Origin of the sequence: Kitasatospora sp. NPDC088264 (assembly GCF_040685715.1) — a bacterium.
Taxonomy (GTDB): domain Bacteria; phylum Actinomycetota; class Actinomycetes; order Streptomycetales; family Streptomycetaceae; genus Kitasatospora.
On sequence record NZ_JBFBIR010000030.1, the window covers coordinates 42,735 to 69,266 of the forward strand.

Here is a 26,532-nt window from a genome sequence, read left to right on the forward strand (position 1 = left end):
GGACGGGAGGTTCAGGACGAACCGGTCGGCCCCGGCGCGGGGGCCGGCGGCGCCGTCAGGAGAAGTCGAGCGAGCCGGTCCGGGTCCGCTTGAGCTCGAAGAAGTTCGGGTAGCCGGCCAGCAGCCGCACCCCTTCGAAGACCCGGACGGCGTCCTCGCCGCGCGGGATGGCGCTCAGCACCGGGCCGAAGAAGGCGACGCCGTCGACGTGGATGGTCGGCGTGCCGACCTCCTCGCCGACCGGGTCCATGCCCTCGTGGTGGCTCTTGCGCAGCGCGAGGTCGTACGCCGTGCTGTCGGCCGCGGCGGCGAGTTCCTCCGGCAGTCCGGCCGCGACCAGGGCCTCCCGGATGACGGCGTCGTCGGCGGGCCGGTCCTGGTCGTGCAGGCGGGTGCCGAGTTCGGTGTACAGGTCGCGCAGCACGTGCTCGCCGTGCTGTTCGGCGGCGGCGATGCAGACCCGGACGGGGCCCCAGCCGGTGGTCATCAGGCGCTGGTAGCGCTCGGGCAGGTCGGTGCGGCCCTCGTTGAGGACGGACAGGCTCATCACCCGGAACGTGAGGTCGAGCTCGCGGTGGCGCTCGACCTCCAGGATCCACCGGGAGGTGATCCAGGCGAACGGGCAGATCGGATCGAAGTAGAAATCGACTTTGGTGGTCACGGTGAAAAGCCTAGGCGCCGAGTGGACCGCTTTCCAGGGCCAATCGATCACCATCGTGGTGGGCCACTTCTCAGCTGCAGGTCTTCCCGTCGGCCGGCACGGTGCCGTCCAGCAGGTAGGCGTCCACGGCCTGCTTCAGGCACGGGTCGCCGGTGTTGTAGCCGCCGTGGCCCTCGCCCTGGAGGGTGACGTTGACGCCGACGCCCGGGCCGAGCTGCTGCGCCATCGCGTGGGCGCCCTCGACCGGGGTGGCCGGGTCGCCGGTGGTGCCGACCACCAGGATCGGGGCCGCGCCGGCGGCGGAGACGTCCGGGTGGTCGGCCTTGCCCGGCACCGGCCAGCCGGTGCAGCTCGTCAGGCCCCAGGCGGAGTAGGGACCGAACACCGGGGAGGCGGTGCGGAACTGCGGCAGCTGCTGTTCGACGTCCTGGTCGGAGTAGCGCTGCCGGGCGTCCACGCAGTTGATCGCCCGGTTGGCAGCGCTCAGGTTGGTGTAGCGCCCCTGCGGGTCGCGCCCGAACATCGCGTCGGAGAGCTGGAGCAGTGTGTTGCCGGTGCCCTGCTGCATCGCCTCGGTGAGCCCGGCGGCCAGGACGGGCCAGGTCTCCTCGCTGTACAGGGCCGCGGCGATCCCGGTGACGGCCAGGGTCTCGGTGAGCTGCCGCCCGCTGGTGGTGGGCAGCGGGGACTGCTCCAGCTTCTGCAGCAGCGCCGTGACCGCCGCCGTGCCCTCGACGCCGCCGGCACCCGTCGGGCAGGCGGCGGCCTCCTCGGCGGCGCAGGCCTTCATGAAGTTGTCGAACGCGAGCTGGAAGCCCTGGGCCTGGCCGAGCGCGGCCTGCTGCGGGTCCTTCGTCGGGTCGACGACTGAGTCCAGGACGATCCGGCCGACCTCCTGCGGGAACAGGTGCGCGTAGACGCCGCCGAGCTGGGTGCCGTAGCTGATGCCGAAGTAGAAGAGCTTCTGGTCGCCGAGCACCTGCCGCATCAGGTCGAGGTCGCGGGCGGCGCTCTCGGTGTCCACGTAGGGCAGCACCGGACCGGAGTTGTGCTCGCAGGCGGCGGTGAACTGCGCGTTGCTGGCGTCCAGCGCCTTCACCGCGTCGGGGGTCCCGGGGGTGTTGTCGATTTCCAGGGTGGTGTCCATCGCCTTGTCGTCCAGGCAGCTCACCCCGACGCTGGCACCGACCCCACGGGGGTCGAAGCTCACCAGGTCGTAACGGGCGTTGAGGGAGGCGTAGTCGGCGGCGAGGGCGGGCAACGTGGCGACGCCGGAGGCACCGGGGCCGCCGAAGTTGAACAGCAGCGAGCCGATCCGGTGCTTCTCGTCCTTCGCCCGGCTCCGGATCATGGCCAGGTCGATGGTCGGGCCGTCCGGCTTGCCGTGGTCGAGCGGCGCCTTGAGGGTGGCGCACTGCCAGTCACCGGCGGGCGCGGTGCCGCTGCCCTGCGCGGGGCTGGGGGCCGGGCAGGCCTGCCAGTCGAGCCGCTGGGCCGCGAGTCCGGTCGCGGACGCGGCGGGCGAACCGGCCGGGGAGGCCGGGGAGGTCGGCGCGGGCTCGACGGCGGAGCGGGCGTCGCCCTGGCAGCCGGCGGCGGAGGCGAGCAGCAGCGCGGCCAGGCCGAAAGCGCCGGCGCCGCGGACGACGGTGTGCATGGAGCGGTCCACCTCTCGGGTTACCGGGCGCGCCCCGGCGGACGGCGGGGCGGCGTGCGCCCCGGCGCTCGGCACGGTCAACGCACCACAGACCCTAGGGGCGGTGGGGCGGTCGCGCCCGTCGGAAGGCCCGGTGGAGGGGCGTGCGCCGGTCCGGCTGCCACCCGCCGTCCGGGTGAGGTGACCCCCGCTCCCGCGGCCCTCGGCGGCGAGCAGCGTCCGGATCGCCCACTACCTGGCGTCGCATGCTATCTTGCATCGCATGGTACCTGGCATCACACACCACGACGGCGACGCCGGTACGGCCGACGGACCGGTGGCGACGCAACTGCGCAAGGGCGTACTGGAGTACTGCGTCCTGGCGCTGCTGCGGGACGGCCCCCGGTACGGGGTGGAGCTGCTGCAGGAGCTCGGCCGGTTCCCGATGCTGGCGACCAGCCAGGGCACCATCTACCCCCTGCTGTCCCGGCTGCGCCGGGCCGGCCTCGCCGACACCTTCCTGCGCGACTCGGCCAGCGGCCCGTCCCGCCGGTACTACACCCTCACCGACACCGGCCGCAGCGCACTGGAGGAGTTCACCACGCTGTGGCCCGCCTTCCGCGAAACCGTCGACCACGTCCTGGCCCCGGGAGAGAACCCGTGAACAACCCCATCGAGCACCCCCTGGTCCGCGCCCACCTGGACGCGGTCGCCCGGTACACCGCCCCGCTGCCCGAGGAGCGCCGCCGCGAACTGCTCGCGGACCTGCGCGAGCACGTCGAGGTCTCGCTCGCCGAGTGCGACCCCGCCGACGAGGCCGCCGTCCGGCGGGTCCTGGAGCAGCTGGGCAGCCCCCGGCAGATCGCCGACGCCGCGCTCGACGAGGAGGGCGGCGCCCGACCGGAGCCGGAGAGCCGCGGCCGCACCGTCCGCACCCTGGTCTTCGCGGTGCTGCCGGTTCCGCTGTCGTTCGTCCCGGTCGTCGGGCCCCCGCTCGCGCTGGCCGCCGCCGTCATCGCCGCGAGCAGGGTCTGGCGGTCCACGCAGTGGAGCCGCCGGGAGAAGCGGCTGGCGGCCCTGCTGCTGCTCTCCCCCGTCCTGGTCACTCCGCTGGCCGGCATCGCCGCCGCCGTCGTGTCCCCGGTCGGCCTGACCGTGGCAGCCGTCCTCGCCGCCTGCGCGGTGGGCTTCTGCCCCGCCCTGCTCGCGGCGTTCTTCCTGGCCCGGTCCGCCGCCCGGCTGCGCAACGCCGCGCTCATGGCCTGAACCGGCTTCATCAATCAACACCGACGTTTCGCCAGCCCCCCCTGGTGATGTTGGAGACCGCCCCCCACATACAAGGGAGGCGGTCTCCACACGTCGGAGGCTCGCGCTTGCGCGCGTGCCTGCCCGGCGACTAACGTCTTACCTGTTTCTCACCATCAAATCCGTTTTTGGCCAAGGCCGTTCATACGGTTAACGGAAACCCGCATACAGTGTGCGGGCTCGGAGAATCCGAACCGCCGCCCCCTCCATCTGGGGGCTTTTCCATTACGCGGGAATCAAGGCAACTCACTTTACCGTCAGGCTCGTTGACCCAGTTCTCCGGCGGCTGCTTTGCTTCTCGGCGGCCGAGGCGGGCCTGTTTCCGCCCGGTGATCCGTTGTGCGGCGGGTCATCCAGGCATTTCCACCGCCTCCGGCCTCTCCCTGTCCTTCGCGACCACCCGTCACCCACCGGTGCCCGGGCGGTCGGCATGAGAGAGGCAACCCTCACATGGGCCGAACCCCCACGTTCCGTCACGCCGGACGGGCGGCGCTCACCGGCGTCGCCGCGCTCGCCCTCGCGGCGGCCGGCTTCACCGCGGCACCCGCCCAGGCGCAGCCAGACGACGCCGCGCACCCCACGGCGTCGGCGAACCACCCGTACCGGCACGGCGCCGTCCCGCTCCGCGGCCAGCAGGCCGCACCGAACGCCACCTCCGCCAACAACCTCAACTACGGTGGCGGGGCGGGCAGTCCGAGCATCGGCGTGACCACCGGACCGGAGCACGTCTACCTGGTGTTCTGGGGCTCCCAGTGGGGCAGCTCCGGCACCGACGCCAACGGCAACACCACGCTCAGCGGCGACGCCAAGGGCATGGCCCCGCGCCTCCAGCAGCTGTTCAAGGGCATCGGCGCAGGCAGCGAACTCTGGTCCGGCGTCATGACGCAGTACTGCGAGGGCGTCACCACCGGCTCCCAGACCTGCCCGGGCAGCTCCGCGCACGTCGCCTACCCCACCGGCGGCGCGCTCGCCGGCGTCTGGGTGGACACCTCCGCCGCGGCGCCCGCCGCCGCGACCGGCAACCAGATCGGCGCCGAGGCGGTCAAGGCGTCCGGCCACTTCGGCAACACCACCGCCGCGGCCAACCGGAACGACCAGTACGTCGTCGTCTCCCCCACCGGCACCACCCCCGACGGCTTCAACACCGCGTCCGGCAACTTCTGCGCCTGGCACGACTACACCGGCGACACCACGCTCACCGGCGGCGCCGTCTCCTCCCCGTACGGCGAACTGGCCTTCACCAACCTGCCGTACGTGACCGACGCGGGCTCCGGCTGCGGCCAGGGCTTCGTCAACGCGGGGACGGCCGGCACCCTGGACGGCGTCACCATTGTCGAGGGCCACGAGTACGCCGAGACCATCACCGACCAGAACCCGGCCGGCGGCTGGACCGACAGCAGCGGCGCCGAGAACGGCGACAAGTGCGCCTGGGTCAGCAGCGGCCAGGGCGCGTCGGCGAACGTCGGTTTCACCACCGGCAGCTTCGCCATGCAGTCGACCTGGGCGAACGACTTCAACAGCGGTGCGGGCGGCTGCGAGATGTCCCACCCGATCGTCGGCGGCACGACCGGCAACACCGTCACCGTCACCAACCCTGGCGCCCAGGCCGGCACCACCGGCAAGGCCGTCAGCCTCCAGATCGCGGCGACCGACAGCGCCTCCGGCCAGACCCTCACCTACACGGCGAGCGGCCTGCCGGCCGGCCTGTCCATCTCCGCCTCCGGCCTGATCAGCGGCACCCCGACCACCGCCGGCACGGCGAGCGTCACGGTCACCGCCAAGGACGCCACCGGCGCCTCCGGCTCCGCCGCCTTCGGCTGGACCGTCACCTCCGCGGGCGGCGGCGGCCTCACCAACGGCGGCTTCGAGACCGGCACCCTGAGCGGCTGGACCTCCACCGGCAGCGCCGCCGCCGCCAGCGCCGCCAAGCACACCGGCGGCTACGGCGCGATGCTCGGCTCCACCGGCCCCACCACCACGTCCACGGCCGGCCAGACCTTCACCGCCCCGGCCGGCAGCAGCAAGGTCGCCTTCTGGTACGACGTCACCTGCCCGGACACCGTCACCTACGACTGGGCGACCGCCACCCTCAAGGACAACACCACCAACACCACGACCACGGTGCTCGCCAAGACCTGCACCAGCGGCCTCGGCTGGAAGTCCGCCTCCGGCACCGTCACCCCGGGCCACAGCTACACGCTCACCCTCACCAACGTGGACGACAACTACCCGGGCGACCCGACCTACACCTACTACGACGACGTGACCGTCTCCTGACCACCGCCCGTCCACGCCCCTGACGCCGCCGGGGCGGGCCACCACGGCCCGCCCCGGTGACACTGCGCCCGGTGGCACTGCGCCCCGCGCCTCGCACCCCGCGAAGGAGGAGAGCCGTGACCGTGCGAACGCTCGCGGCGGCCGCCCTGCTCGCCCTGGCGGCCGGCTGCTCGTCGAACACCGGCCCCGCCACACCGGGCCCGCCCACCCTGGTGCTCGACGAGCACGCCGACGGCACGACCGTGCCGGTGGCACCCGGCACCGTCATCCGGGTGGAGCTGCACAGCACCTACTGGTCCCCGGCCGCCGGCGACAGCCCGCGGACGCTGCGTCCGACCGCCACCGCGACCACCCCCGCCCCCTCCTGCCGGCCGGGCGGCGGCTGCGGCCGGGTCACCGCCGGTTTCCTCGCCACCGCCCCCGGCACCGCCCGTCTCTCCGCCCACCGCACCACCTGCGGCGAGGCGCTGGCCTGCCCGCCCGGGCAGCGGGCCTTCACCGTGACGGTGACCGTCGGCTGACGGTCAGTGCTGGACGCCGGAGGACAGCGAGAAGTCCGCGAAGTAGGCGCGCTGGGTGCTCGCCGGGCCCCAGCTGGTGTCGTGGCCACCGTAGAAGGTGGAGAAGAACACGCCGCCGAAGGGGATCCTGCCGATGCCCGAGGCCACCCCGCGCGCCGCGTAGACCTGGCGGCCGTCGTACCAGACGGTGACGTCCCCGGTGCCGCGGTCGACCAGCTGCTCGACGCTGTGCCACGCGCCGTCGGCCTGGAACCGCCAGTCACCGAGCCCCTCGTCCACCCCGTAGCCGGTCGGGCCGGAGTTGGTCGGGGTGTAGAGGTAGACCTCGCCGTTGTCCGGCACGCCCTTGGCGCCGCGCCACATGTAGCGCGTCGACCAGCCCGCGCCGTGGTTGCCGCCCGACTCCTCGCCGATCTTGCCGCCGTACAGCCCGGGCAGTTTCCCCGCCTTGCCCCAGTCCCGGCCGGCCGGGAACTTGAGGGAGTACTTCAGGTCCAGCGTCTCGCCCTGGGCCAGGGCGGACAGGCCCAGGGTGGTCAGATCCGTGTAGAACTGGCCGCCGCCCGGGTTCGGGCAGTCGGTGCACTGGTTGGAGGAGGACCCGGCACCGTAGGTGACCTGGAGCGCCGAGCCGCCCCCGGGAGCGGCCGCGTCGTCGACCGCGCTCAGGTCCGAACCGCCCCACGTCCCCTGGTCGACCGCGCCCCAGGCGTGCTTCCACTGGTCCGTCCCGTAACCGCGGAACTGGCCGGTCCAGGCCGCCTTCCCGCTCGCCACCGCGGCCGGCGCGGCTCCCCTGGCTCCCTCGGACCCCGAGGCGGCCGGCGCGGCGATCGAGGCCGCAGCGGGCGACGTCGACGGGGCGCAGGCGGCCAGGGCGGCGGCGGCGAGCACCGCTCCGAACACACGACGAGTGCTTTTCATGACTGCCCTTCCCGACGGGACCGGCCGGGACGGCCCACCCGCTCCATGTGACGCTCCGCCACCGGGCCACAGTAGCGGCGCCCGAGGTGACGTGACCATCACACTCCCGGGTGACGGCGGGACGATTCCCGGCCCCCGGCCCTCCCGATGCGGGCCATGCGGAGATGTGCGAGGTGCGAGGTGGCGATCCGGCCGCGAAGATTCCTCCGAACGTCCGGCGGAGGACGTCAAGACCGCGGCGACGGCTCCGACCACCGGTCGAGGAGCCCAGCCGGGCCCGCGAACCACGAGGAACACGAGGAGCACGAGATGAAGTTCCTGATCAGCCTGCACATCAACCCGGCCGTGATGGACGCGCTGACCGACGAGGAGAAGGCGGCGATCGGCCACGGCCACGGCGAGTTCATCGAGGCGCTGAAGGCGTCCGGAGAGCTGATCACCACCCAGGCACTGGCCGATCCGGCCCAGGCCGCCGTGGTGACCGTGCGCAACGGCCAGCCGGTGGTGACCGACGGCCCGTTCCTGGAGGCCAAGGAGTACCTGGGCGGCTTCTACCTGATCGACTGCGAGGACAAGGAGCGGGCGATCGCGCTGGCGGCGCTGATCCCGGACACCGCGATCGAGGGCCTGGGGGTCGAGGTGCGGCAGGTGATGTTCGCCGACGGACACTTGGAGGCATGACAGCACCGGACTTCGAGGACCTGCTGCGTGCGCTCACGCCACAGGTCCTCGGCACCTTGGTTCGCCGGTACGGCCGGTTCGAAGGGTGCGAGGACGCCGTCCAGGAGGCCGTCCTCGCCGCCACCGTGCAGTGGCCGTCCGAGGGCATGCCCGACAATCCGCACGGCTGGCTGGTGACCGTCGCCGCCCGGCGGCTCATCGACCAGCTGCGCCGCGACCGCGCGCGCCGCGAACGGGAGTCGGCGACGGCCACCGAGGTGGTGCCGCCGGAGGTGCCGGACACCGACGACACGCTCGTCCTGCTGTTCCTGTGCTGCCATCCGACGCTCACCGCGGCCTCCCGGACCGCCCTGACGCTGCGGGCGGTCGGCGGTCTGACCACCGCCGAGATCGCCCGCGCGTTCCTGGTGCCGGAGGCCACCATGGCGGCCAGGATCAGCCGGGCCAAGCAGCGCATCAGGGCCGCCGGCAGCTCGTTCGCCCTGCCGGACGGCGCGGAGCGCGAGGAACGGCTGCGGGTCGTGCTGCACGTGCTCTACCTGATCTTCAACGAGGGCTACACCGCCACCTCCGGACCGGAGTTGCACCGCCCCGACCTCGCGCACGAGGCGATCCGGTTGACCAGGACGGTGCACGCGCAGCTGCCCGGGGACGACGAGGTCACCGGGCTGCTCGCACTGATGCTGCTGACCCACGCGCGCCGGGAGGCGCGCACCACCCCGGCCGGCGACCTGGTGCCGCTGGACGAGCAGGACCGCAAGGCCTGGGACCGGGCGCTGATCGACGAGGGCGTCGCACTGGTCGAGGCGGCGCTGGCCGGGCCGACCCTGGGGCCCTACCAGTTGCAGGCCGCCATCGCGGCCACGCACGCCGACGCGGCCACCGCCGAGGAGACCAACTGGCCCCAGGTGCACGCCCTCTACCTGATCCTGGAACGGATCGCGCCCAACCCGATGGTCACCCTCAACCGGGCGATCGCGCTCGCCGAGACCGACGGCCCGGCGGCCGGACTGGCCCTGCTGTCCGCCCTGGACGGTGACGGGCGGATGGCCGGGCACCACCGGCTGCTGTCCGTCCGGGCGCACCTGCTGGAGAAGGCCGGCGACCCGGCCGGCGCCCACGAGCACTACCGGCGCGCCGCGAAGGCCACCGCCAGCCTCGCCGAGCGGCGCTACCTGGAGGCCCGGGCCGGCCGGACCGGGCCACGCTCCGGCTGATCACGCGTCCGGGACGTCCGGCACGCAGCCCGGGGACGGCCCGGGGCGGGCCCGGGGACGGCAGGGCTCAACTACCCTGCGGCTCCATCCCCGGCCTGCCCCGCACCGCGTACGCCGGCAGCCGCAGCTCGCCGAGGACGGCCCGGGGCAGGCTCAGCCCGAACCGCCGCCCGACCACGCCGAGGGTGCGGCGGCGGACGGCCGCGGGCGGCTCGCCCCCGGGGCCGCGGGTGATCCCGTCGGGCTCCAGGACGCCCGCGGCGACCAGCTCGGGGACCAGCAGGTCGGGCTCCCGGCCCCAGCGCCAGCGCTCCTCGGCGAGGCCGAACCCGCACAGCACCGCGCCGTCGCGGGCGTAGTCGAGCAGTGCCGGCGGGTGGTCCGGCATCGGGCGGAAGTGGACCACCTCGACCCCGTCGCGCGCTATCTCGGTGAGCCGTTCGCCGCCGGTGGAGTCGCCGTACTCGACCGCGAAGGACCAGTCACCGGACTCGCCGACCCGGATCACGCCGTCGCCGTCGTCGCTCGGGCGGAACACCTCGATGTCGAGGTCCCACACCTCGGTGCCGCTGAGCGGCCCGGCCGCGGCGGCCGGATCGGCGCCCATCCGGCGGGCGAGCTCCTGCGGCGGTATCCCCCGGGCGAACAGGACGCCGTCGACGGAGCACCCGGCGTCCGCGAGCCACCGGATGCCTTCCTCGCCCCCCGCCCCTTCGGTACCGCCCGTCATGACGCCCCCTCACCTCGCGCCGGCCCGCGTGGCCGGGCCGCCGGTCCGCACCCTAACGGACGCCACTGACACTGATAGTGGTAACCGGGTCTCCGGTGGTCGTGGCTCTGCCACTGACTGACGCCCTGCTGGGCTGTCCTCCGGTTGTTCCGTCCGGCTGCCGGGGCCCGTTCCCAAGGCCCCGGCCGGGCGGAGCATGACCTTATAGGAGCCTGGCCAGAGGCCCCCTCAGTGTCCTGTCCGCCCCACCCGGCGGAGCCCGCATCGACGCAGGTCGGGGGTTATCCCCCCGAGGAACCCGGCGGTCGGCCCCAGCGCGCCGCACCCCCGCCGCGAACGATGATCTTCTCACCGAGCTTTCGGGACAAGGAAACTGAGGAGAGATCGTGACCACGGCGAACAAGCGAACGGTCGGCCGACGCGGACTGATCGCGGTGACGGTGGCAGCCGCCGGCACCGCCCTGCTGGCCCCGGTGGCCTCCGCCGCCCCTGCGGCGGACGGCCAACGGAGCACGGTGGTCCGCGCGTTGGAGCGGTCCGCGCACCCGCTGCGGTCGACCGAGCCCGGCGGCAGCACCAGCGACCTGCGGGCGCTCGGCGCGATGGTCGGGGACGCCAAGGTGGTGGGCCTCGGCGAGGCCACGCACGGCTCGCACGAGTTCTTCACCATGAAGCAGCGGGTCTTCCGCTACCTGGTCCAGGAGAAGGGCTTCACCACCTTCGCCCTGGAGATGAGCTGGTCGGCGGGCCTGAAGATCGACAAGTTCCTCCAGGACGGCAAGGGCGACGCCCGGCAGATCGTCAAGGACGAGCTGGGCCAATCACCTTGGGAGCGCCAGGAGTTCGTGGACCTGATCAGCTGGATGCGCGAGTACAACCGCCAGCACCCGGAGCGCCCGGTCCACTTCATGGGCGACGACGTCGGCGCCCCCAAGCTCGGCGAGGAGGTCTTCGCCCGGGTCGACGCCTACCTGCGCAAGGCCGACCCCGCGGCCCTGGCGCGCGTGGACGGGCTGTACGCGGGCCTGCGCCCGCTCGACGACACCGTCGGCTACCTGAAGCGGCCGGTGGCCGAGCGGAAGGAGAACGCCGCCAAGGCGCAGCAGGCCCTGGACCTGGTCACCGCCGCCAGGGGCAACGGCGGCGAGGAGTACGACTGGGCCGTGCAGCACGCCCGCATCATCGCCCAGACCTTCGCCTTCGCCACCTTCGAACTCACCGACCCGGCCTCGGTGAACGCCGCGGAGGTCATCCGCGACCAGGCCATGGCCGACAACACCGCGTGGTGGCAGCGCCACACCGGCGACCGGATGCTGCTCTCGGCCCACAACGGGCACGTCGGCTACCTGGCCAGCGATCCCGAGATGTACCCCAAGACGCAGGGCTCGATCCTGCGCGACACCTTCGGCCCGGAGTACCTGAACATCGGGTTCACCTTCGACCGGGGCTCCTTCCTCACCATGGGCGCCGCCCTCGGCACCGACTGGGAGAAGAACACCGTGCCCGCGGCCACGCCCGGCATGAACGAGTACACCCTGGACCAGGTCCGCCGCCAGGACTACTACGTCGACCTGCGCACCGCCCCGCGCGTGGTCCGCGACTGGCTGGACACCGCCCGCCCCGTCTACGAGGCCGGGTCCACGTTCACGAAGGACCCGCTGCCCTCCGTCGCCCTCGGACGGGCCCACGACGTCCTCGTCCACCTCCACCAGGTCCACGAGGCCGAGAAGCTCTGACCGGGCTCCGGCCCCGCCTCGGATCGGCGGCCCGGCCTCAGGCCGGCGGGGTCGCCGTCTCGGGGAACGCCCGGTCCAGCAGCGCGCCCAGGGCGGCCCGGTCCTGGCCGGAGAGCTGTTCCAGCGCGGTCAGGCCGGACATCAGGTCGGCCCGGATCAGCCGGACGGTCTGCTCGCCCCGGTCGGTCAGGGCGATGCTCTTGACCCGGCGGTCGGCGGGGTCGGGCTCGCGGCGGACCAGGTCGCGGCCCTCCAGCCGGTCGACGATGCCGGTGACGTTGGAGGCGTCACAGGACAGCAGACCGGCGAGGGCGCGCATGGAGCGCGGCCGGGTGAGCAGGCTGAGGGTCTTGCCCTGCATCAGGGTCAGCCCGTGCCCGGCCGCGGCGGAGGCGAAGTGGCGGTAGTAGGCCGCGGCCACCCGGGCGAGCTGATCCATCAGCTCGCCCGGCGTGGCCGGTGGGTCCGGGTGGGGGTTCTGGTGCACGGTTCGAGCATAGGCACATTGCTTGACACCCTCAACCATTGAGGTTTACCGTCCAAGAATGCTTGAGGTCATAAACCATCGACGACCTCAAGGCAGCTGGAAGGACCGCGAGACCCTCATGAACCACACCCCCGCCGCCACCCCGGAAGCCGCTTCCGAAGCCACCCCGGAGACCGCCGCCGCCACGGTCACCCGCCTGCGCGCCGCCTTCGACACCGGCCGGACCAAGCCGCTCGCCTGGCGCCAGGCCCAGCTGGCAGCACTGCGCTCGCTGCTCACCGAGCAGTCCGCGGCGTTCCTCCAGGCCCTGCACGAGGACCTCGGCAAGAGCACCGCCGAGGCCTACCGCACCGAGATCGGCTTCACGCTCAACGAGCTCGACCACACCGTCACCCACCTGGAGCAGTGGCTGCAGCCGAAGCCCGCCGCCGTGCCCGAGTTCTTCCAGCCCGCCGCGGCCCGCGTGGTGCGCGACCCGCTCGGCGTGGTCCTGATCATCGCACCCTGGAACTACCCGCTCCAGCTCGCCCTGTCCCCGCTGGTCGGCGCACTGGCCGCCGGGAACGCGGCCGTCCTCAAGCCCAGCGAGCTCGCCCCCGCGACCTCCGCCGCGCTCGCCCGACTGCTCCCGCGCTACCTCGACCCGGCGGCCGTCGCGGTCGTCGAAGGCGCCGTCCCGGAGACCACCGCGCTGCTGGAGCAGCGCTTCGACCACATCTTCTACACCGGCAACGGCGCCGTCGGCCGGATCGTCATGGCAGCCGCCGCCCGGCACCTCACCCCGGTCACCCTGGAACTCGGCGGCAAGAGCCCGGTGGTGGTCGAACCCGGCGTCGACCTCGCGGTCACCGCCCGGCGGATCGCCCGGGGCAAGTTCCTCAACGCCGGCCAGACCTGCGTCGCCCCCGACTACGTCCTCGCCATCGGCGAGAGCGCGCCCGCGCTGGAGGCACACCTCGCCGACGCCGTCCGGGAGCTGTACGGCGACGACCCGGCGACCGGCGGCGAGTACGGCCGGATCGTCAACGAGCGCCACTTCGACCGGCTCACCGCGCTGCTCGGCGACGGTCGGACCGTCACCGGCGGCACCCACGACCGCGCCGACCGCTACCTCGCCCCGACCGTCCTCGCCGACGTCTCCCCCGAGGCCCCCGTGATGCGGGCGGAGATCTTCGGCCCGATCCTCCCCGTCGTCTCCGTGCCCGACCTCGACGCGGCGATCGCCTTCATCAACGAGCGCGACAAGCCGCTCGCCCTCTACGCCTTCACCGAGTCCGCGCACACCAAGCAGCGGCTGACCGAGGAGACCTCCTCCGGCGCGCTCTCCTTCGGACTGCCGGTCTCCCACCTCGCCATGCCCGAGCTGCCGTTCGGCGGCGTCGGCGAGAGCGGCATGGGCCGCTACCACGGCGAGTACTCCCTCGACACCTTCAGCCACGCCAAGGCCGTCGTCGACAAGCCCCTCGCCTGACCGCTCCCCCTCGTCCGATCGTTTCTCCCCTCCCCGCCACCCCGACACCGAGCGAGCATCCTCATGACCACCATCGACCACGGCGCCGCCGTCGCCGCGGAGACCGCCCGGCTCGTCGCCGCCCTCCAGGACGCCGACCCGGCCACCCCGGTGCCCACCTGCCCCGGCTGGACACTGACCGACCTCACCCGCCACACCGGCAGCGTGCAGCGCTGGTTCACCGTCCTGCTCCGACAGCGGATCCAGCAGCCGCCCCGCAGCCGCGAGGTCGACCTGCGGCTGCCCACCGGGCCGGACGGCTACCCCGCCTGGCTGGCGGAGGCCGCGGCCGAGGCCGGCGCCACGTTCGCGGAAACCGACCTCGACGCCCCGATGTGGGCCTGGGGCGCCGACCAGCACGCCCGCTTCTGGGTACGGCGGATGCTGTTCGAGACCCTGGTGCACCGCGCCGACGCGGAACTCGCCCTCGGGCGCACCCCGGTACTCGACCCGGAGCTGGCCGCCGACGGGGTGTCCGAATTCCTCACCAACCTGCCCTTCGCCGCTTTCTTCGCCCCGGGGATCGCCGAGCTGCGCGGCGCGGACCGCACCATCCGCTTCACCCGCACCGACGGCAGCGCCACCTCCGCGGACGGTGACTGGCTGATCCGCCTGCGGCCCGACGGCTTCGGGCTCGACCGCTTCGGGCTCGACGCGGACGGCCCGGGCCCGGAGGCCGACGTGACCGTCCGCGCGAGCGCCGCCGATCTGCTGCTGCTCCTGTACGGCCGCCTCGACCTGGCCTCCGCCCGCCTCGACGTGCGCGGGGACGAGGAACTGCTCGCGCACTGGTGCGCCAACTCGGCGTTCTGACCTGCCCGGACGAGGGGCGGCGGCCGGGCCGCCGCCCCTCGTCCGTACGGGTGATCGACTGTCGGTGGCCGGTGCTAGCGTGCCGTTCCGTCAACAGACGATCAAGGAAAGGCGGCATCGGATCGTGGACGTCGAGGTCACGCGCCACCAGGTCGCACCCCAGCGGATCACCCAGGCCCTGAAGGGCATCGAGGACCGGGCCCTCACCAGCTGGTACCGGATCCACTACGGCCGCCTGGCCATCCAGGAGATCCGGACGATGGGCGAGGAGCTCCTCGACCACATCGGCGCGCTCACCCTGGAGGGCCGGCCGCTCAGCGGCTACCCCGCCCGAGTCATCCTGGAGACCGCGGCCGAGTGCTCCCTCGGTGTGCTGTCCCTCGGCTGCTTCCCCCGCGGCGACTTCGAGGTCCCCTTCCCGTTCATCGGCGAGACGCTGACCAGCGAAGAGACCAGCTTCGGCGACACCATCGACTTCGCCCCCACGGCCGCCACCTGGGTCGACGCCTTCGCGATGTGCGTGATCAGCGGCCTGATCCAGGAGCGCCACCGCATGCTCGGCCCGCTGCTGAAGGACGACTACGGGCCCTCGGTCCGCAAGGGCCTGCCCCACTCGGACCTGGACTCGACCTCCGATCCGGCGAGCCTCGCCGAGCTGGACGCGCTCTGCTCCTACCTCCACGTCGTGCCGACCGCCGTCTCACCCTGGGTCGCCCCCGGCCCCGTGCCCCTGCGCAAGCCGGACGCCGAGGAGCGCGCCACGGCCGCCCGGGCGCTGGACGCCGCCGGTCCGCTCACGCCGGACCAGCAGCTGCTGCGCATCCTGCTCGACGACGACCGGAGCACCTTCGAGCGGGCCCTCGCCGCCCGCCTCGGCCAGCACCGCGAGAGCAGCGCTCCGGACGCGGCCCCGCGCAGCCTGCTCCCGGTCCTCCCGATCGCCCTGGCCGCACTCGCCGTCCAGGCGCACGGCTGGCAGCTCCGCCTCTCCTCCGGCTACCTCCCGGCGACGCTCATACAGCCCCCGGTGCTCTGACCGCCCCACCCCAGCCATCCGCCCGTCCGCCCGTCCATCCGTCCATCCGTCCATCCGTCCGCCCGTCCGTCCGTCCGTCCGTCCGTCCGTCCGTCCGCGGAGTGTCCAACGGTTGCCCAACAGACGAAACATCCCACCTATAGCCGCCGATCCCCGGCCGGATCGGCGGGCATCCCGTCCGCTACCCGGTCTCCTGGTGAGCGCACCCGCCCCCGGCAAGCACCGAGCCCTAGAAACCGCCGCGACGGCCGGGTCATCCGATCGGATGGCCCGGCCGTCCGCGTTGTCGTCGTCCTGGCCGAAGAACGCCGAGCCCAGCCCGGAACCACCGGGACCAGGGGCACGAACCGGGCTCAGCCGGCCGCCGGGCGGTCGAGGAAGCGCCGGAGCCCCTCCCGCACCCCGTCCGTCGGCACGGTGGCCGCGAAGCAGGCCGCCTCGACGGCGAGGCCCTCGTCGATCGGCAGGTTGATGCCACGGGTGACGGCCCGCAGGCAGGCGGACACCGCGGTCGGCGCGTGTCGGATGATCCGGTCGACCAGGCCCCGTGCCGCGTCGAGCAGTTCGCCGGCCGGGACGACGGCGTTGACCAGTCCGATCTCGGCGGCACGGGCGGCCGGGACCGGGTCCCCGGTCAGGATCAGCTCCAGGGCGCAGCACCCGACCGCACGCACAGCCACCGCCCGCACGAGCCCGCCCGACGTCCTGCCCCGGTGCCCTACTCCCCCACACCGCCCCGCGCGGCCCGGGTGAACCGCGCGCCCCACTCCTCGACGAGGTCGAGCAGTTCGGGCGGGCCGAGGACGCGGAAGTCCGCGCCCAGCGAGCCGAGCGCCATGGCCGGCCAGTCCAGGGAGTCGGCGGTCATCTCCAGGTGGCAGCGCCCGGCGTCGACCTCCTCGACGGTGCCCCACCGGCCGACCCGTGCGCGGACGGTCGCGGCCGGGGCGTCCACCAGCGCCGCCACCCGGTACGGGCGCGGTACGCCGTTGAGACCGGCCCGGACGAACTCGGCGGCGTCGGCGGCGGGCAGCGAACGGGGCCCGAACCGGACGCCGCCGCCCTGCGGCGCGCTCAGCCGGTCGAGCCGGAAGGTGCGCCAGTCCTGCCGGTCGAGGTCGTAGGCGACCAGGTACCAGCGGCGGTGCAGGCACACCAGCCGGTGCGGTTCGACCTGCCGTTCGGCGTGCCGGCCGTCGGCGGCGGTGTAGGAGAAGCGCAGCCGTTCGGTGTCCCGGCAGGCCAGCGCGACCACGGTGAGCCGGTCCGGATCGACGCCCGGCCCGGCCGTGGCGCCCCCGCCGACGGGGACGGTCACCGCGCGCAGCGCCTCGACCCGGTGCCGCAGCCGGGCGGGCATCACCTGCACCACCTTGGCCAGCACCCGCACCGAGGCCTCGGCGATGCCCTCCACCGGGCTCTCCGCCGCGGCCTGGAGGCCCACGGCCAGGGCGACCGCCTCCTCGTCGTCGATCACCAGCGGGGGCAGGGCGGCGCCCGCGGCGAGCTGGTAGCCGCCGTCGACGCCGCGCTGCGCCTCCACGGGGTAGCCGAGTTCGCGCAGGCGGTCGATGTCGCGGCGCAGGGTGCGGATCGAGACCCCGAGCCGGTCGGCCAGTTCCTCGCCGGGCCAGTACCGGTGGGTCTGGAGCAGGGAGAGCAGTCTCAGCGTCCGGGTGCTGGTGTTCGCCATGACTCCGATCATCCCGGAATTCAGGCCAGAAAGTGGCCGCTATCGCGTTTAGCGTGGACCTTGTCCGAAGGAGCAGGAACCGAACGGAAGGCCACCACCATGACCAGCACCGCGACCCCGAACAACAGCACCACCACCGGCGAGCGCGCCGACCTGCTGGCGGCCCTGGCCAAGCAGCGGCACTTCCTGCGCTTCACCACCCGCGACCTCACCGACGAGCAGGCCGGCCTGCGGACCACCGCCAGCGCACTGTGCCTGGGCGGCCTGATCAAGCACGTGAGCGCGGTCGAGCGGTTCTGGGTGGCCTTCATCGTGGAAGGCCCGTCCGCCATGCCCGATTTCAGCAGCTTCACCGAGGCCGACTTCGCCCGCCGTGCGGACGAGTTCCGCCTGCTGCCCGGCGAGACGCTGGCCGGCGTCCTGGCCGAGTACGCCGAGGTGGCCCGCCGCACCGACGACCTGGTCGCCACCCTCCCCGATCTGGGCGCCACCCAGCCGCTGCCGAAGGCCCCCTGGTTCGAGGCCGACACCGAGTGGTCGGCCCGCCGGGTGCTGATGCACATCGTCGCCGAGAGCGCCCAGCACGCGGGCCACGCCGACATCATCCGCGAGGCCCTGGACGGCGCGAAGAGCATGGGCTGACGCCGGTGGACGGCCCGGGCGCCCGGGGCCTGTCCGGCGGATCCGCCGGACAGGCCCCGGGCCGCCCCTCCCCCTCGGCCGGTTGCCGGGGGCGGGTCAGCCCCGGCCGACGAAGGTGAACCCGGCCCCGGCGACCGCGCCACGGAGCACGGCGTCGTCGAGCGGTTGCGCGGACGCCACGGTGACGCGGCCGGTCGGCGCGTCGGCGCTGACCCCGGTGACGCCGGGGAGGGCGGCCAGCCCGGCGCTGACCGTCCTCTCGCAGTGGCCGCAGCTCATGCCGTCGACGGTGAGGACGGTGGTGATGGACATGGTGGTGCCTCCGGTGAGGTGGGGTGGGGTGGGGAAGCCCGGCCGGGCCCGCTCGGACGCGGCCGGTGATCAACGTGCACCACGACAGCGGAAAGCGCCGCCGACGCCGAGGGACACGCCGCACGGGTGGCACCTTCGAGTGGTTCCGGGAACCGATCGGTCCGCGCGACCGACGGGTCGTCACCGACCGGCTGAACCGGTGGTCCGCTTTCGCCCGTTCCTCCCCATAACGCCCTTCCTTTCCGCGACCGAACCCCGTCCGAACCTGCCTGAACCCGTCCGAACTCCGCCTAGACTCGTCTGATCCCGACCGGACCCGCCCAGGAGCCCTTCACCGCCATGCCCACCCCGACGCCCCACACCTCCATACCCGGCGGGTCCACCGGACCCGACCCGACCACCGGAGCGAGGGCGCGCCTCGCAGCCGGGGGCAGCCGATGAAGAGGTTCACCGGATTCCGGCGCCTGCGGCTCTGGCACGGCGCGCTCGCCCTGGTGGTGGCCGGCGCCGTGACCGCCGGCCTGCTGTGGTGGCACCCGTGGGCCCCGGGCGAGGGGCAGAAGCCGATGCAGTTCACCACGGCCGCCGGCGACTCACCCCGCTTCGGCACCGGCGAGCACCTGTACCGCTACAAGGTGCGGGCGGAGAACGGGATCGCCGAGAGCCCCGGGCAGTTCGCCACCGAGGTCGACGCGGTCCTCGGGAACGTCCAGTACGGCTGGGCCGCCGGTGGCACCGCCTCCTTCCAGCGCATGCCCGCCGACCCGGTGGACTTCACCGTCTACCTGGCCACCCCGGAGACCACCGACCGGATCTGCGGCCAGTACGGCCTGGACACCGGCGGCACGGTGAACTGCGGCGTGGGCCACCAGGTCGTCATCAACCTCAAGCGCTGGACGGAGCTGTCGGAGTTCTACGTCGGCAAGCCCGAGCTCTACCACGCGCTCGCCGTCAACCACGAGGTCGGCCACATCCTCGGCAACGGCCACGTCGACTGCCCGGGCGCGGGCGCGCCGGCACCGGTGATGATGCAGCAGATCAAGGGCCTGCACGGCTGCGTCCCGAACGGCTGGCCCTACTCCGACACCGGCACCCTGCTCACCGGCCCGCCCGTCCAGGCCCCCACCTCCGCTCCCTGACGGCCCACCCCTCCCGTCCGCGGCCGGCCGCCCGGCTGGCGTCAGGACCAGGCGGCCGGCAGCGGACGGGCATGCAGTACGTCCAGCCGGGACACCGCCCGGGTCACGACCACATAGAGGCGGTGCAGGCCGCGCGGTTCGGCCTCGACGATGGCGGCGGGCTCCAGCACGATCACATGGTCGTACTCAAGTCCCTTGACCAGCGAGGCCGGTAGCACCGTGACCCGCGCCGGGGTGCCGACCTCCGCCGCCGACGCGGCCGCCACCCCGGCCTCCCGCAGTGCCGAGGCGGCCCCCGGGGCCTCCGCGTCCGCGGCGATGACCGCGATCGACCCCTCCCGCTCCAGCGCGCCGCGCACCGCCTCCACCACCGACCGCCCCGGGTCACCGACTTGACGTACCGTCAGTTCGCCGTCCTGGCGCAGCGAGCGGGCCGGCGGGACTCCCACGTCCAGCGCGGCGAGCAGTTGGTTGGCCAGGGCCAGCACGGCCGCCGGCACCCGGAAACCGGTGGTCAGCGGGACCACGGCCGCCTGCGGCTTGCCCAGGTGGGCCAGTTGCTCGGGCCAGCTGCGCGCCGACCACGGCGCGGTCGCCTGCGCGAGGTCGCCGAGGACGGTGAGCGAACCGAAGGCACTGCGGCGGGCGATCGCCCGGCACTGCATCGGCGAGAGGTCCTGCGCCTCGTCGACCACCACGTGGCCGAAGCCGGCCGGCCGCTCGATCAGCCCGGCCACCTCGTCGAGCAGCAGCAGGTCGTGCCCGGACCAGCGTGCGCTCTTCGGCGAGCGCGGCGGCCGGTGCCAGCGGATCGCCGCCTGCTCGGCCGGGGCGAGCAGGCCGTCCGCGGCCTCGGCCAGGACGGCGGGGTCACCGAGCAGGGCCGCCAGCACCGCCTCCGGGCGCAGCGCGGGCCACGCCGCGTCGAGGAAGGCCGCCACCGGCCGGCAGCGGCCGATCCTCGTCCGCCAGGCTCCACCCTTGATCCCGGACCGCCGCTCGGCCCGGTCCTGGAGTGCGGCCACCACCCGGGTGCGGAGGTTTTCCCGGCCGATCGCGTACGGCGCGTCCTGCTCGCGCAGTTCGGCGACCATCCGGTCCAGTTCGTCCGCCGGGACGCGCCAGCGGTAGGAGCCGTCCGGGACGACCAACGCCTCGGAGCCGGTCGCGCCGACCCGCCCGTACAGCGCCCGGCGCAGCACGGCCGCCATCCGGGCGTCCTGCTTGACCACGGCGGCCCGCTCGTCGTCGTCCGCCTGGACGGGGTGCGTGGCCACCAGGTCCTCGACGGTGCACTGGGCGATGTCGATCTCGCCGAGCGCGGGCAGGACTTCGGCGATGTAGCGCAGGAAGGTCGGGTTCGGGCCGACGACCAGCAGGCCACCGCGCTGGATCCGCTGGGGGAAGGTGTAGAGCAGGTAGGCGGCGCGGTGCAGGCCGACGGCGGTCTTGCCGCTGCCCGGCGCGCCCTGGACGCACACCGACTCGGTCAGCCCGCCGCGCACCAGCGTGTCCTGCTCGGGCTGGATGGTGGCGACGATGTCACGCATCGGCCCGGTCCGTGGGCGTTCGATCTCGGCGGTGAGGATGCCGCCGGCGCCTCGCCGCCCACCCCGCGCCTCGGCGCGGCTCAGGTACTCGTCCTCCAGGCCGGTGAGGTCCTCGGGCGCGCCGGGGCTCGACGGCGCCCAGCCGAAGCGCCGTCGCCTCGCGAGGCCGAGCGGCCGGTCGGCGCTCGCCTGGTAGAACGCCCGGGAGACGGGGGCCCGCCAGTCGATCACCAGCGGCGGCGCGGCCGGGTCGGCCGAGATCCGGCGGCGGCCCACGTGGTAGCGCTGGCGCCGGTGGTCGCCGGTCTCCGGGGCGTCGTCGAAGTCGAGCCGGCCGAAGAATGCCGGGCTCTGCGGCAGTTCCCGCATCCGCCGGGCCCGGGTCCGCAGGTAGCGGCCGAGGGCCTCCGCGCCGGCACCGTCGCCGGAGACGTCCTCCGCGGCGACGACCTGGTGGTCCGCGTCCTCGACCTGCCGGGCCAGTGCCGCCCGGCAGGCCTCGACATGGGCCCGTTCGCCTTCCAGCTCCCCGTCGAGGCCGGCCGCCGTCCGCTCGCCGTCCGCGCGCCGGAGGTCTCCCGCCATCGCCGCACCCCTTTCCCCGTCACTTCCCTGCCACCGGTTCCGCCCGGCCGTGCGCCCGCAGCACGTACGCACGGAGCAGCATAACTGAACCCAGTTAAGAGAATGACCGAGTTGTGTTTTGGGCGGGTCCGGGGATCGACGGACGCCCGAGGCCTCCCCGGCCGCCCCTCCCGCGGGCGCCGACCTCGCCCTCGGTGCTCATCCGCGCATGCCGGAGCACGGATAATCCTGTATCGGACCAGGTCGTGGTCCTGATCGTGCCCATGGAGGAACAGCGTTGAACGGTATGCCCGCCGGAGAGAACCTCGACTACCGGCTGCTGCTGGATGCCGCGGCGGCGGCCGCGCGGGCGACCGGCGACCAAGGGCATGTCGCCGACTACATCCCGGCCCTCGCCACGGTCGACCCGGACGCCTTCGGCATGGCGGTGGCCACCGTCGACGGCGAGCTGTACGGGGTCGGGGACTGGGAGCAGCCGTTCTCCGTCCAGAGCGTCTCGAAGCTGTTCACCCTGGCACTGGCCCTGGCGTACGGCGGGGACACGGTCTGGCGCGGGGTGGGGCGGGAGCCGTCCGGCAATCCCTTCAACTCGCTGGTGCAGTTGGAGAGCGAGCACGGCATCCCGCGCAACCCGTTCATCAACGCCGGCGCGCTCGTGGTGACCGACCGCCTGCAGACCATGACGGGCGACGCCGCCGGGACGGTCCGCGAGTTCCTCCGCCGGGAGTCCGGCAACCCGCTGCTCGACACCGATCCGGTCGTGGCCGCGTCCGAGGCCGAGCACGGCCACCGCAACGCCGCCCTGGCCCACTTCATCGCCAGCCACGGCAACCTGGAGAACCCGGTCGAGACCGTCCTCGACCACTACTACGCGCACTGCGCGGTGTCCGCCAGCTGCCGGGACCTGGTCCTGGCCGGCTCCTTCCTGGCCCGCTACGGGGTGCGCACCGACGGCACCCGGCTGATGTCGCGCAGCGAGGCCAAGCGCGTCAACGCCGTCCTGCTCACCTGCGGCACCTACGACGCGGCGGGCGAGTTCGCCTTCCGGGTCGGGCTGCCGGGCAAGAGCGGCGTGGGCGGCGGCATCCTCGCCATACTGCCCGGGCGGGCCGCGGTCTGCGCCTGGGGCCCCCGGCTGGACCAGGCCGGCAACTCGGTGGCCGCGGTCACCGCCCTGGACGCCCTGACCACCCTCTCCGGCTGCTCGATCTTCTGACCTCCCGACGGCCTCCCGACCGCCGCCCCGCCGCTCCGCCGCTCCGGCGCTCCGCGGGCTCGCGCGCCACACCCGGCCGTCGCCCAACTTGTGGCGTTGATCCGACTGTTGGGCACCGACCGGCCGGTTGTCCATGGCATGCTCCAGGCGGGGGCGCCGATCGTGATGACGATCGGCCGGCCATGAGGAACACGACCAAGAGGAAAGTGGGGGTCCCGTCCCATGCGAACCGTCGTAGCAAGCTTGTTGGCCCTGGCCGGCGCGGCAGGGCTGGTGCTCAGTTCGTTCCAGCCCTGGTACGCCAAGAGCGATCCGAGGTCCGTACCGGTCGCCGACCTGTTCCGGGGCATGTCACCCACCCGCACCACGTCGACCGGCATGTCGATGTTCCTGCTCCTGGCCGTCGCCGCGGCGATCGCGGTGCTGGCGCTGCTGGTGCGCTCGCGCCCGGGCCTGCTCCTGGCCGCCGTGGTCGCGGTGGTCACCGGCGTGCTCTGGGTGTACCAGAAGGGACGGGAGGTGAAGCCGCTCTCGCTCGGGATCGGCGATCTGGAGAACGGCTTCTGGAACGCCTGCGGCGGCGTCCTGGTGCTCCTCCTCGCCCTGGCCGTGCTGCCGCCCAAACGCTCCTGAGCCTTCCCGCCTCCCGGCCCGGTCGCCCCCACGGCGGCCGGGCCGGAGTCGTTTCCACCCAAGGTGATCCACTCCCCATCACTCCCTAAAATCACCTTTACTTCACTCCTCACGGTAGCTTAAGGATAGATACCAACCTATCGAGCGAGCTGGAGTACGGCATGACCATCTACACCTCCGACGCGGGCGCCCGCGTCCTCGCCCAGGAGTACACCGCCCTCCTGGACCGCTGGCCCGTGCCCGCCGAACGGCTGCACGTCCCCACCCGCCAGGGTTCGACCTTCGTCCTGGCCTGCGGCTCCGAGGACGCGGCGCCCCTGGTCCTGCTGCACGGGTCCGGGGCGAACGCGGCGATGTGGGCGGACGACATGGCCCTGTGGGCCCGCCACTTCCGCGTCTACGCCGTCGACGTGATCGGCGAGCCCGGCCTGAGCGCCCCCGTGCGCCCCGACCTGCACTCCGACGCGCACGCGCTGTGGCTGGACGACGTGCTGGACGCGCTGCGCGTCGAACACGCCGCCTTCGTGGGGACGTCGCTGGGCGGGCTGCTGGCCCTCGACTACGCCATCCGCCGCCCGCAGCGGGTGGACCGGCTGGCGCTGCGCTGCCCCTGCGGGATCGGCCGCCAGAAGCGGGGGGTCCTGGTCGCCGCGTTGTTCGTGCTGCCGTTCGGGGACTGGGGGCGGCGCACGATGCTGGGGCTGGCCCTGGGCCCCGCCCCCACCACCGTCCCGCCCACGGCCGAGGAACGCGCCTTCGGCGAGTACGTGCTGCTCATCCACCAGCACTTCCGGCCGCGCCGGGAGAAGCTGCCGGTCGTCACCGACGACGACCTGGCGGGCCTGGAGATGCCGGTGCAGGTCACCATCGGTGGCCGCGACCGGCTCATCGACTCGCACGGCACCCGCCGCCGGCTCCAGCGGGCCGCCCCCCGGGTGTCGGTCACCTTCCTCCCCGAGGTCGGCCACCTGCTCAGGGACCAAACCCGGCCGGCCCTCGACTTCCTCCTCGCCGAGGAAGGCGGCCCGCCCCGGGCCTGAACGCGAGCGGCCCCGTGCTCCGCCGCCCGTCGGGGCGAGGAGCACGGGGCCGTCGTACCGGGACCGGCACGAACCGGGTCAGGACCGCGCGGCGGACCTCACGGAACGCGGATGACGGGCGGCGGCAGCGCCGGCAGGGCGGCGGCGCCCGCCACCGACGGCGCCCCGGGCGGAGCGGCGGGGACGCTCGACGACCGGGTCGGGGATCGTCACGGGGATGCCGGTCGGAACGCGGGCGCCGGTGAGGCGGGCGAGTTCGTCGTCGTCGGAGTGGACGCGGGTGGCCGTGGGGGCGATCCCGGCGGTGGCCGCCAGCCGGGCCATCTGGCGGCGCTGGCTGGGCAGGACGAGGGTGACGACGGTACCGGACTCGCCGGCCCGGGCGGTGCGGCCGCCCCGGTGGAGGTAGTCCTTGTGGTCGACCGGCGGGTCCAGGTTGACGACCAGGTCGAGGCCGTCGACGTGGATCCCCCGCGCGGCGACGTTGGTGGCGATCAGCGCGGTGACCTGGCCGGTGCGGAACTGCTCCAGGGTCCGGGTGCGCTGGGGCTGGGACTTGCCGCCGTGCAGGGCTGCGGCCTTCACCCCGTTGGCGAGCAGGTCATCGACCAGCGCGTCGGCACGGTCCCGGGTGTCGGTGAACATGATCACCCCGCCGTCCCGGGCCGCGATGCGGACGATCAGGGTGTTCTTGTCGTGGTTCTGCACATGCAGCACGTGGTGCTCCATGGTGGTGACCGCTCCGGCCGACGGATCCACCGAGTGGGTGACCGGGTCCTTGAGGAAGCGGCGCACCAGCCGGTCGACGTTGCGGTCCAGGGTCGCGGAGAAGAGCAGCGTCTGGCAGTCGGCGGAGACCTGGTCGAGCAGCTCGGTGACCTGCGGCAGGAAGCCGAGGTCGGCCATCTGGTCGGCCTCGTCCAGGACCGCGATGCCGACGTCGTCCAGTCGGCAGTGACCGCGCTGGATCAGGTCCTTCAGCCGGCCGGGGGTGGCGACGACGACCTCGGCGCCCCGGTGCAGCACCTGGGACTGGCGGCCGATCGACATCCCGCCCACCACGGTCGCCATCCGCAGCCGCACCGAGTGCGCGTAGGGGGTGAGCGCCTCGGTGACCTGCTGCGCGAGTTCGCGGGTGGGGACCAGTACCAGGGCCAGCGGGCTGCCCGGCTCGGCCCTGCGGCCGGCGGCACGGGCGGCGGTGCGGGCCAGCACCGCGAGGCCGAAGGCGATGGTCTTGCCGGAGCCCGTCCGGCCCCGGCCGAGCACGTCACGGCCGGCCAGCGAGTTCGGCAGCGTGGTGGCCTGGATGGGGAACGGCGAGGTGACGCCCTGGCGGGTCAGCGTCTTCAACAGGGCCGCGGGCATGTCCAGTTCGTCGAACGACTCGACGGCGGGCAGGGCGGGGGTGGTGCTGACCGGGAGTTCGAACTCCTGCTGGGAGGAGCGGCCCTGGGCCCGGTTCGGGGCTCCGGTCCGGCGGTGCGGGCTGCGGTGCGACGGGCGATTCGAGCGGTTCATACGGAACCTTCCTCAAGACGGCACGTCGCGAGGAAGGCTCCGCTGCACGGGCGCGCGGAGATCACAAGAAACGGGCCGGAGATGTGCCGGGCGGGGCGCGAACGATGCGGCCGGGCGAGGCATGGACGGTGCAGCCGCCGGTGGGCGGGCGCCGGTGCGCGGTCGGCGCGACACGGCCCGCGCGGGACGGCGGACGACGGCCGAAGGCGGATCCACAGGGCCCGGTACGGCCGGGGCGGCCTGGCGGCCAGGACGGCCGGAGGCGATTCGGGGGTGGAACGGCCGAGGGGCCCGCACCGGGCGTAGTGCACGGTGCGGGCCCCTCGCTACCAGGCGAGTGCCGTGGCAGAGAACTACAGCGGGCGAATGTTCTCGGCCTGCGGGCCCTTCTGGCCCTGCGTGACGTCGAACTCGACCTTCTGGCCCTCGAGCAGCTCACGGAAGCCCTGGGCGTTGATGTTCGAGTAGTGGGCGAAGACGTCAGCGCCGCCGTCCTCCTGCTCGATGAAGCCGAAGCCCTTTTCCGCGTTGAACCACTTCACGGTACCAGTAGCCATAAAAAAATCTCCTTCGAGAGACTGTACGAAGTCCGCACCGTGCGGACCGTCGAGTCGCCGCGATGAGCACCCGCCGGGGAAAGAGCCGGAAAACAAAAAATGCGCCTGCA

Annotated in this window: 26 protein-coding genes; 15 read left to right on the forward strand and 11 right to left on the reverse strand. The window is 73.5% G+C overall.

Annotation, left to right across the window (positions count from 1 at the left end; genetic code table 11):
• Positions 1–55: 55 nt before the first annotated feature.
• The gene (locus AB0O82_RS22895) at positions 56–661 is read right to left on the reverse strand and encodes a DsbA family protein (RefSeq protein WP_363585801.1); all 606 of its coding nucleotides are present in this window, start codon (positions 659–661) and stop codon (positions 56–58) included.
• 70 nt (positions 662–731) lie between these two features.
• A complete protein-coding gene (locus AB0O82_RS22900; RefSeq protein ID WP_363585802.1) occupies positions 732–2,318 on the reverse strand; it encodes an alpha/beta hydrolase in 1,587 nt (528 codons plus the stop codon).
• Positions 2,319–2,580: 262 nt separating this feature from the next.
• Between AB0O82_RS22900 and AB0O82_RS22905 the strand changes: the two genes are divergently transcribed.
• The 4 genes from AB0O82_RS22905 to AB0O82_RS22920 all read left to right on the forward strand — a co-directional run bounded on the left by AB0O82_RS22905 (position 2,581) and on the right by AB0O82_RS22920 (position 6,400).
• Positions 2,581–2,961, forward strand: coding sequence for a PadR family transcriptional regulator (locus AB0O82_RS22905; protein WP_363585803.1), 381 nt, complete (start codon positions 2,581–2,583; stop codon positions 2,959–2,961).
• Positions 2,958–3,563, forward strand: a complete 606-nt coding sequence (locus tag AB0O82_RS22910; protein ID WP_363585804.1) for a hypothetical protein — start codon at positions 2,958–2,960, stop codon at positions 3,561–3,563. Before AB0O82_RS22905 ends, AB0O82_RS22910 begins: the two co-directional genes overlap by 4 nt.
• Before the next feature lie 489 nt (positions 3,564–4,052).
• Positions 4,053–5,879 (forward strand): Ig domain-containing protein, encoded by a 1,827-nt coding sequence (locus tag AB0O82_RS22915; RefSeq protein WP_363585805.1) that lies wholly within the window; start codon positions 4,053–4,055, stop codon positions 5,877–5,879.
• A 116-nt stretch (positions 5,880–5,995) separates the two neighbouring features.
• Positions 5,996–6,400 carry a hypothetical protein gene (locus AB0O82_RS22920; RefSeq protein WP_363585806.1) on the forward strand — a complete coding sequence of 135 codons (405 nt, stop codon included), beginning with the start codon at positions 5,996–5,998 and terminating at the stop codon, positions 6,398–6,400.
• A gap of 3 nt (positions 6,401–6,403) precedes the next feature.
• Here AB0O82_RS22920 and AB0O82_RS22925 read toward each other — a convergent pair whose 3' ends face one another.
• Entirely contained in the window at positions 6,404–7,324 is a 921-nt protein-coding gene (locus tag AB0O82_RS22925; protein ID WP_363585807.1) for a polysaccharide lyase, read from the reverse strand.
• 309 nt (positions 7,325–7,633) lie between these two features.
• On the opposite strand from AB0O82_RS22925, the gene AB0O82_RS22930 reads away from it, so the two are divergent.
• Both AB0O82_RS22930 and AB0O82_RS22935 read left to right on the forward strand, forming a co-directional pair.
• Positions 7,634–8,005 carry a YciI family protein gene (locus tag AB0O82_RS22930; protein WP_350883944.1) on the forward strand — a complete coding sequence of 124 codons (372 nt, stop codon included), beginning with the start codon at positions 7,634–7,636 and terminating at the stop codon, positions 8,003–8,005.
• Positions 8,002–9,222: a DUF6596 domain-containing protein gene (locus AB0O82_RS22935; protein ID WP_363585808.1), complete on the forward strand. Its 1,221-nt coding sequence runs from the start codon at positions 8,002–8,004 to the stop codon at positions 9,220–9,222. Before AB0O82_RS22930 ends, AB0O82_RS22935 begins: the two co-directional genes overlap by 4 nt.
• A gap of 67 nt (positions 9,223–9,289) precedes the next feature.
• Here AB0O82_RS22935 and AB0O82_RS22940 read toward each other — a convergent pair whose 3' ends face one another.
• Positions 9,290–9,952 (reverse strand): DUF6461 domain-containing protein, encoded by a 663-nt coding sequence (locus AB0O82_RS22940; protein ID WP_363585809.1) that lies wholly within the window; start codon positions 9,950–9,952, stop codon positions 9,290–9,292.
• A gap of 386 nt (positions 9,953–10,338) precedes the next feature.
• On the opposite strand from AB0O82_RS22940, the gene AB0O82_RS22945 reads away from it, so the two are divergent.
• Positions 10,339–11,688, forward strand: coding sequence for an erythromycin esterase family protein (locus AB0O82_RS22945; RefSeq protein WP_363585810.1), 1,350 nt, complete (start codon positions 10,339–10,341; stop codon positions 11,686–11,688).
• 37 nt (positions 11,689–11,725) lie between these two features.
• On the opposite strand, the gene AB0O82_RS22950 is transcribed toward AB0O82_RS22945, so the two are convergent.
• Positions 11,726–12,175, reverse strand: coding sequence for a MarR family transcriptional regulator (locus AB0O82_RS22950; protein WP_363585811.1), 450 nt, complete (start codon positions 12,173–12,175; stop codon positions 11,726–11,728).
• 118 nt (positions 12,176–12,293) lie between these two features.
• Here AB0O82_RS22950 and AB0O82_RS22955 point away from each other — a divergent pair, with 118 nt between their 5' ends.
• The 3 genes from AB0O82_RS22955 (at position 12,294) to AB0O82_RS22965 (ending at position 15,534) form a co-directional block, all read left to right on the forward strand.
• Positions 12,294–13,646, forward strand: coding sequence for an aldehyde dehydrogenase family protein (locus AB0O82_RS22955; protein ID WP_363585812.1), 1,353 nt, complete (start codon positions 12,294–12,296; stop codon positions 13,644–13,646).
• Between the two features lie 63 nt (positions 13,647–13,709).
• On the forward strand, positions 13,710–14,498 hold the full coding sequence (locus AB0O82_RS22960) for a maleylpyruvate isomerase family mycothiol-dependent enzyme (RefSeq protein WP_363585813.1): 789 nt from the start codon (positions 13,710–13,712) through the stop codon (positions 14,496–14,498).
• A gap of 124 nt (positions 14,499–14,622) precedes the next feature.
• Entirely contained in the window at positions 14,623–15,534 is a 912-nt protein-coding gene (locus AB0O82_RS22965) for an immunity 49 family protein (protein ID WP_363585814.1), read from the forward strand.
• Between the two features lie 353 nt (positions 15,535–15,887).
• On the opposite strand, the gene AB0O82_RS22970 is transcribed toward AB0O82_RS22965, so the two are convergent.
• Positions 15,888–16,301 (reverse strand): enoyl-CoA hydratase-related protein, encoded by a 414-nt coding sequence (locus AB0O82_RS22970; protein WP_363585815.1) that lies wholly within the window; start codon positions 16,299–16,301, stop codon positions 15,888–15,890.
• A complete protein-coding gene (locus tag AB0O82_RS22975; protein ID WP_363585816.1) occupies positions 16,253–17,227 on the reverse strand; it encodes a YafY family protein in 975 nt (324 codons plus the stop codon). The genes AB0O82_RS22970 and AB0O82_RS22975 overlap by 49 nt, the downstream gene beginning before the upstream one ends.
• Before the next feature lie 99 nt (positions 17,228–17,326).
• Between AB0O82_RS22975 and AB0O82_RS22980 the strand changes: the two genes are divergently transcribed.
• Entirely contained in the window at positions 17,327–17,869 is a 543-nt protein-coding gene (locus AB0O82_RS22980; protein WP_363585817.1) for a DinB family protein, read from the forward strand.
• Positions 17,870–17,965: 96 nt separating this feature from the next.
• Here AB0O82_RS22980 and AB0O82_RS22985 read toward each other — a convergent pair whose 3' ends face one another.
• On the reverse strand, positions 17,966–18,181 hold the full coding sequence (locus tag AB0O82_RS22985; protein ID WP_363585818.1) for a heavy-metal-associated domain-containing protein: 216 nt from the start codon (positions 18,179–18,181) through the stop codon (positions 17,966–17,968).
• A gap of 437 nt (positions 18,182–18,618) precedes the next feature.
• Here AB0O82_RS22985 and AB0O82_RS22990 point away from each other — a divergent pair, with 437 nt between their 5' ends.
• Positions 18,619–19,320 (forward strand): DUF3152 domain-containing protein, encoded by a 702-nt coding sequence (locus AB0O82_RS22990; protein WP_363585819.1) that lies wholly within the window; start codon positions 18,619–18,621, stop codon positions 19,318–19,320.
• A gap of 41 nt (positions 19,321–19,361) precedes the next feature.
• Here the strand turns inward: AB0O82_RS22990 and AB0O82_RS22995 are convergent, their stop codons facing one another.
• Positions 19,362–21,455, reverse strand: a complete 2,094-nt coding sequence (locus tag AB0O82_RS22995) for an AAA family ATPase (protein WP_363585820.1) — start codon at positions 21,453–21,455, stop codon at positions 19,362–19,364.
• 286 nt (positions 21,456–21,741) lie between these two features.
• Between AB0O82_RS22995 and AB0O82_RS23000 the strand changes: the two genes are divergently transcribed.
• The 3 genes from AB0O82_RS23000 to AB0O82_RS23010 all read left to right on the forward strand — a co-directional run bounded on the left by AB0O82_RS23000 (position 21,742) and on the right by AB0O82_RS23010 (position 24,344).
• Complete coding sequence (locus AB0O82_RS23000) at positions 21,742–22,671, forward strand: glutaminase (RefSeq protein WP_363585848.1); 930 nt, start codon at positions 21,742–21,744, stop codon at positions 22,669–22,671.
• Between the two features lie 222 nt (positions 22,672–22,893).
• Positions 22,894–23,304 carry a hypothetical protein gene (locus AB0O82_RS23005; protein ID WP_363585821.1) on the forward strand — a complete coding sequence of 137 codons (411 nt, stop codon included), beginning with the start codon at positions 22,894–22,896 and terminating at the stop codon, positions 23,302–23,304.
• Between the two features lie 161 nt (positions 23,305–23,465).
• Positions 23,466–24,344 (forward strand): alpha/beta fold hydrolase, encoded by an 879-nt coding sequence (locus tag AB0O82_RS23010; protein ID WP_363585822.1) that lies wholly within the window; start codon positions 23,466–23,468, stop codon positions 24,342–24,344.
• Positions 24,345–24,422: 78 nt separating this feature from the next.
• Here the strand turns inward: AB0O82_RS23010 and AB0O82_RS23015 are convergent, their stop codons facing one another.
• Together AB0O82_RS23015 and AB0O82_RS23020 are read right to left on the reverse strand one after the other, a co-directional pair.
• Positions 24,423–25,865, reverse strand: coding sequence for a DEAD/DEAH box helicase (locus AB0O82_RS23015; RefSeq protein ID WP_363585823.1), 1,443 nt, complete (start codon positions 25,863–25,865; stop codon positions 24,423–24,425).
• Positions 25,866–26,218: 353 nt separating this feature from the next.
• Positions 26,219–26,422, reverse strand: a complete 204-nt coding sequence (locus AB0O82_RS23020; protein ID WP_063350360.1) for a cold-shock protein — start codon at positions 26,420–26,422, stop codon at positions 26,219–26,221.
• Positions 26,423–26,532: the final 110 nt, after the last annotated feature.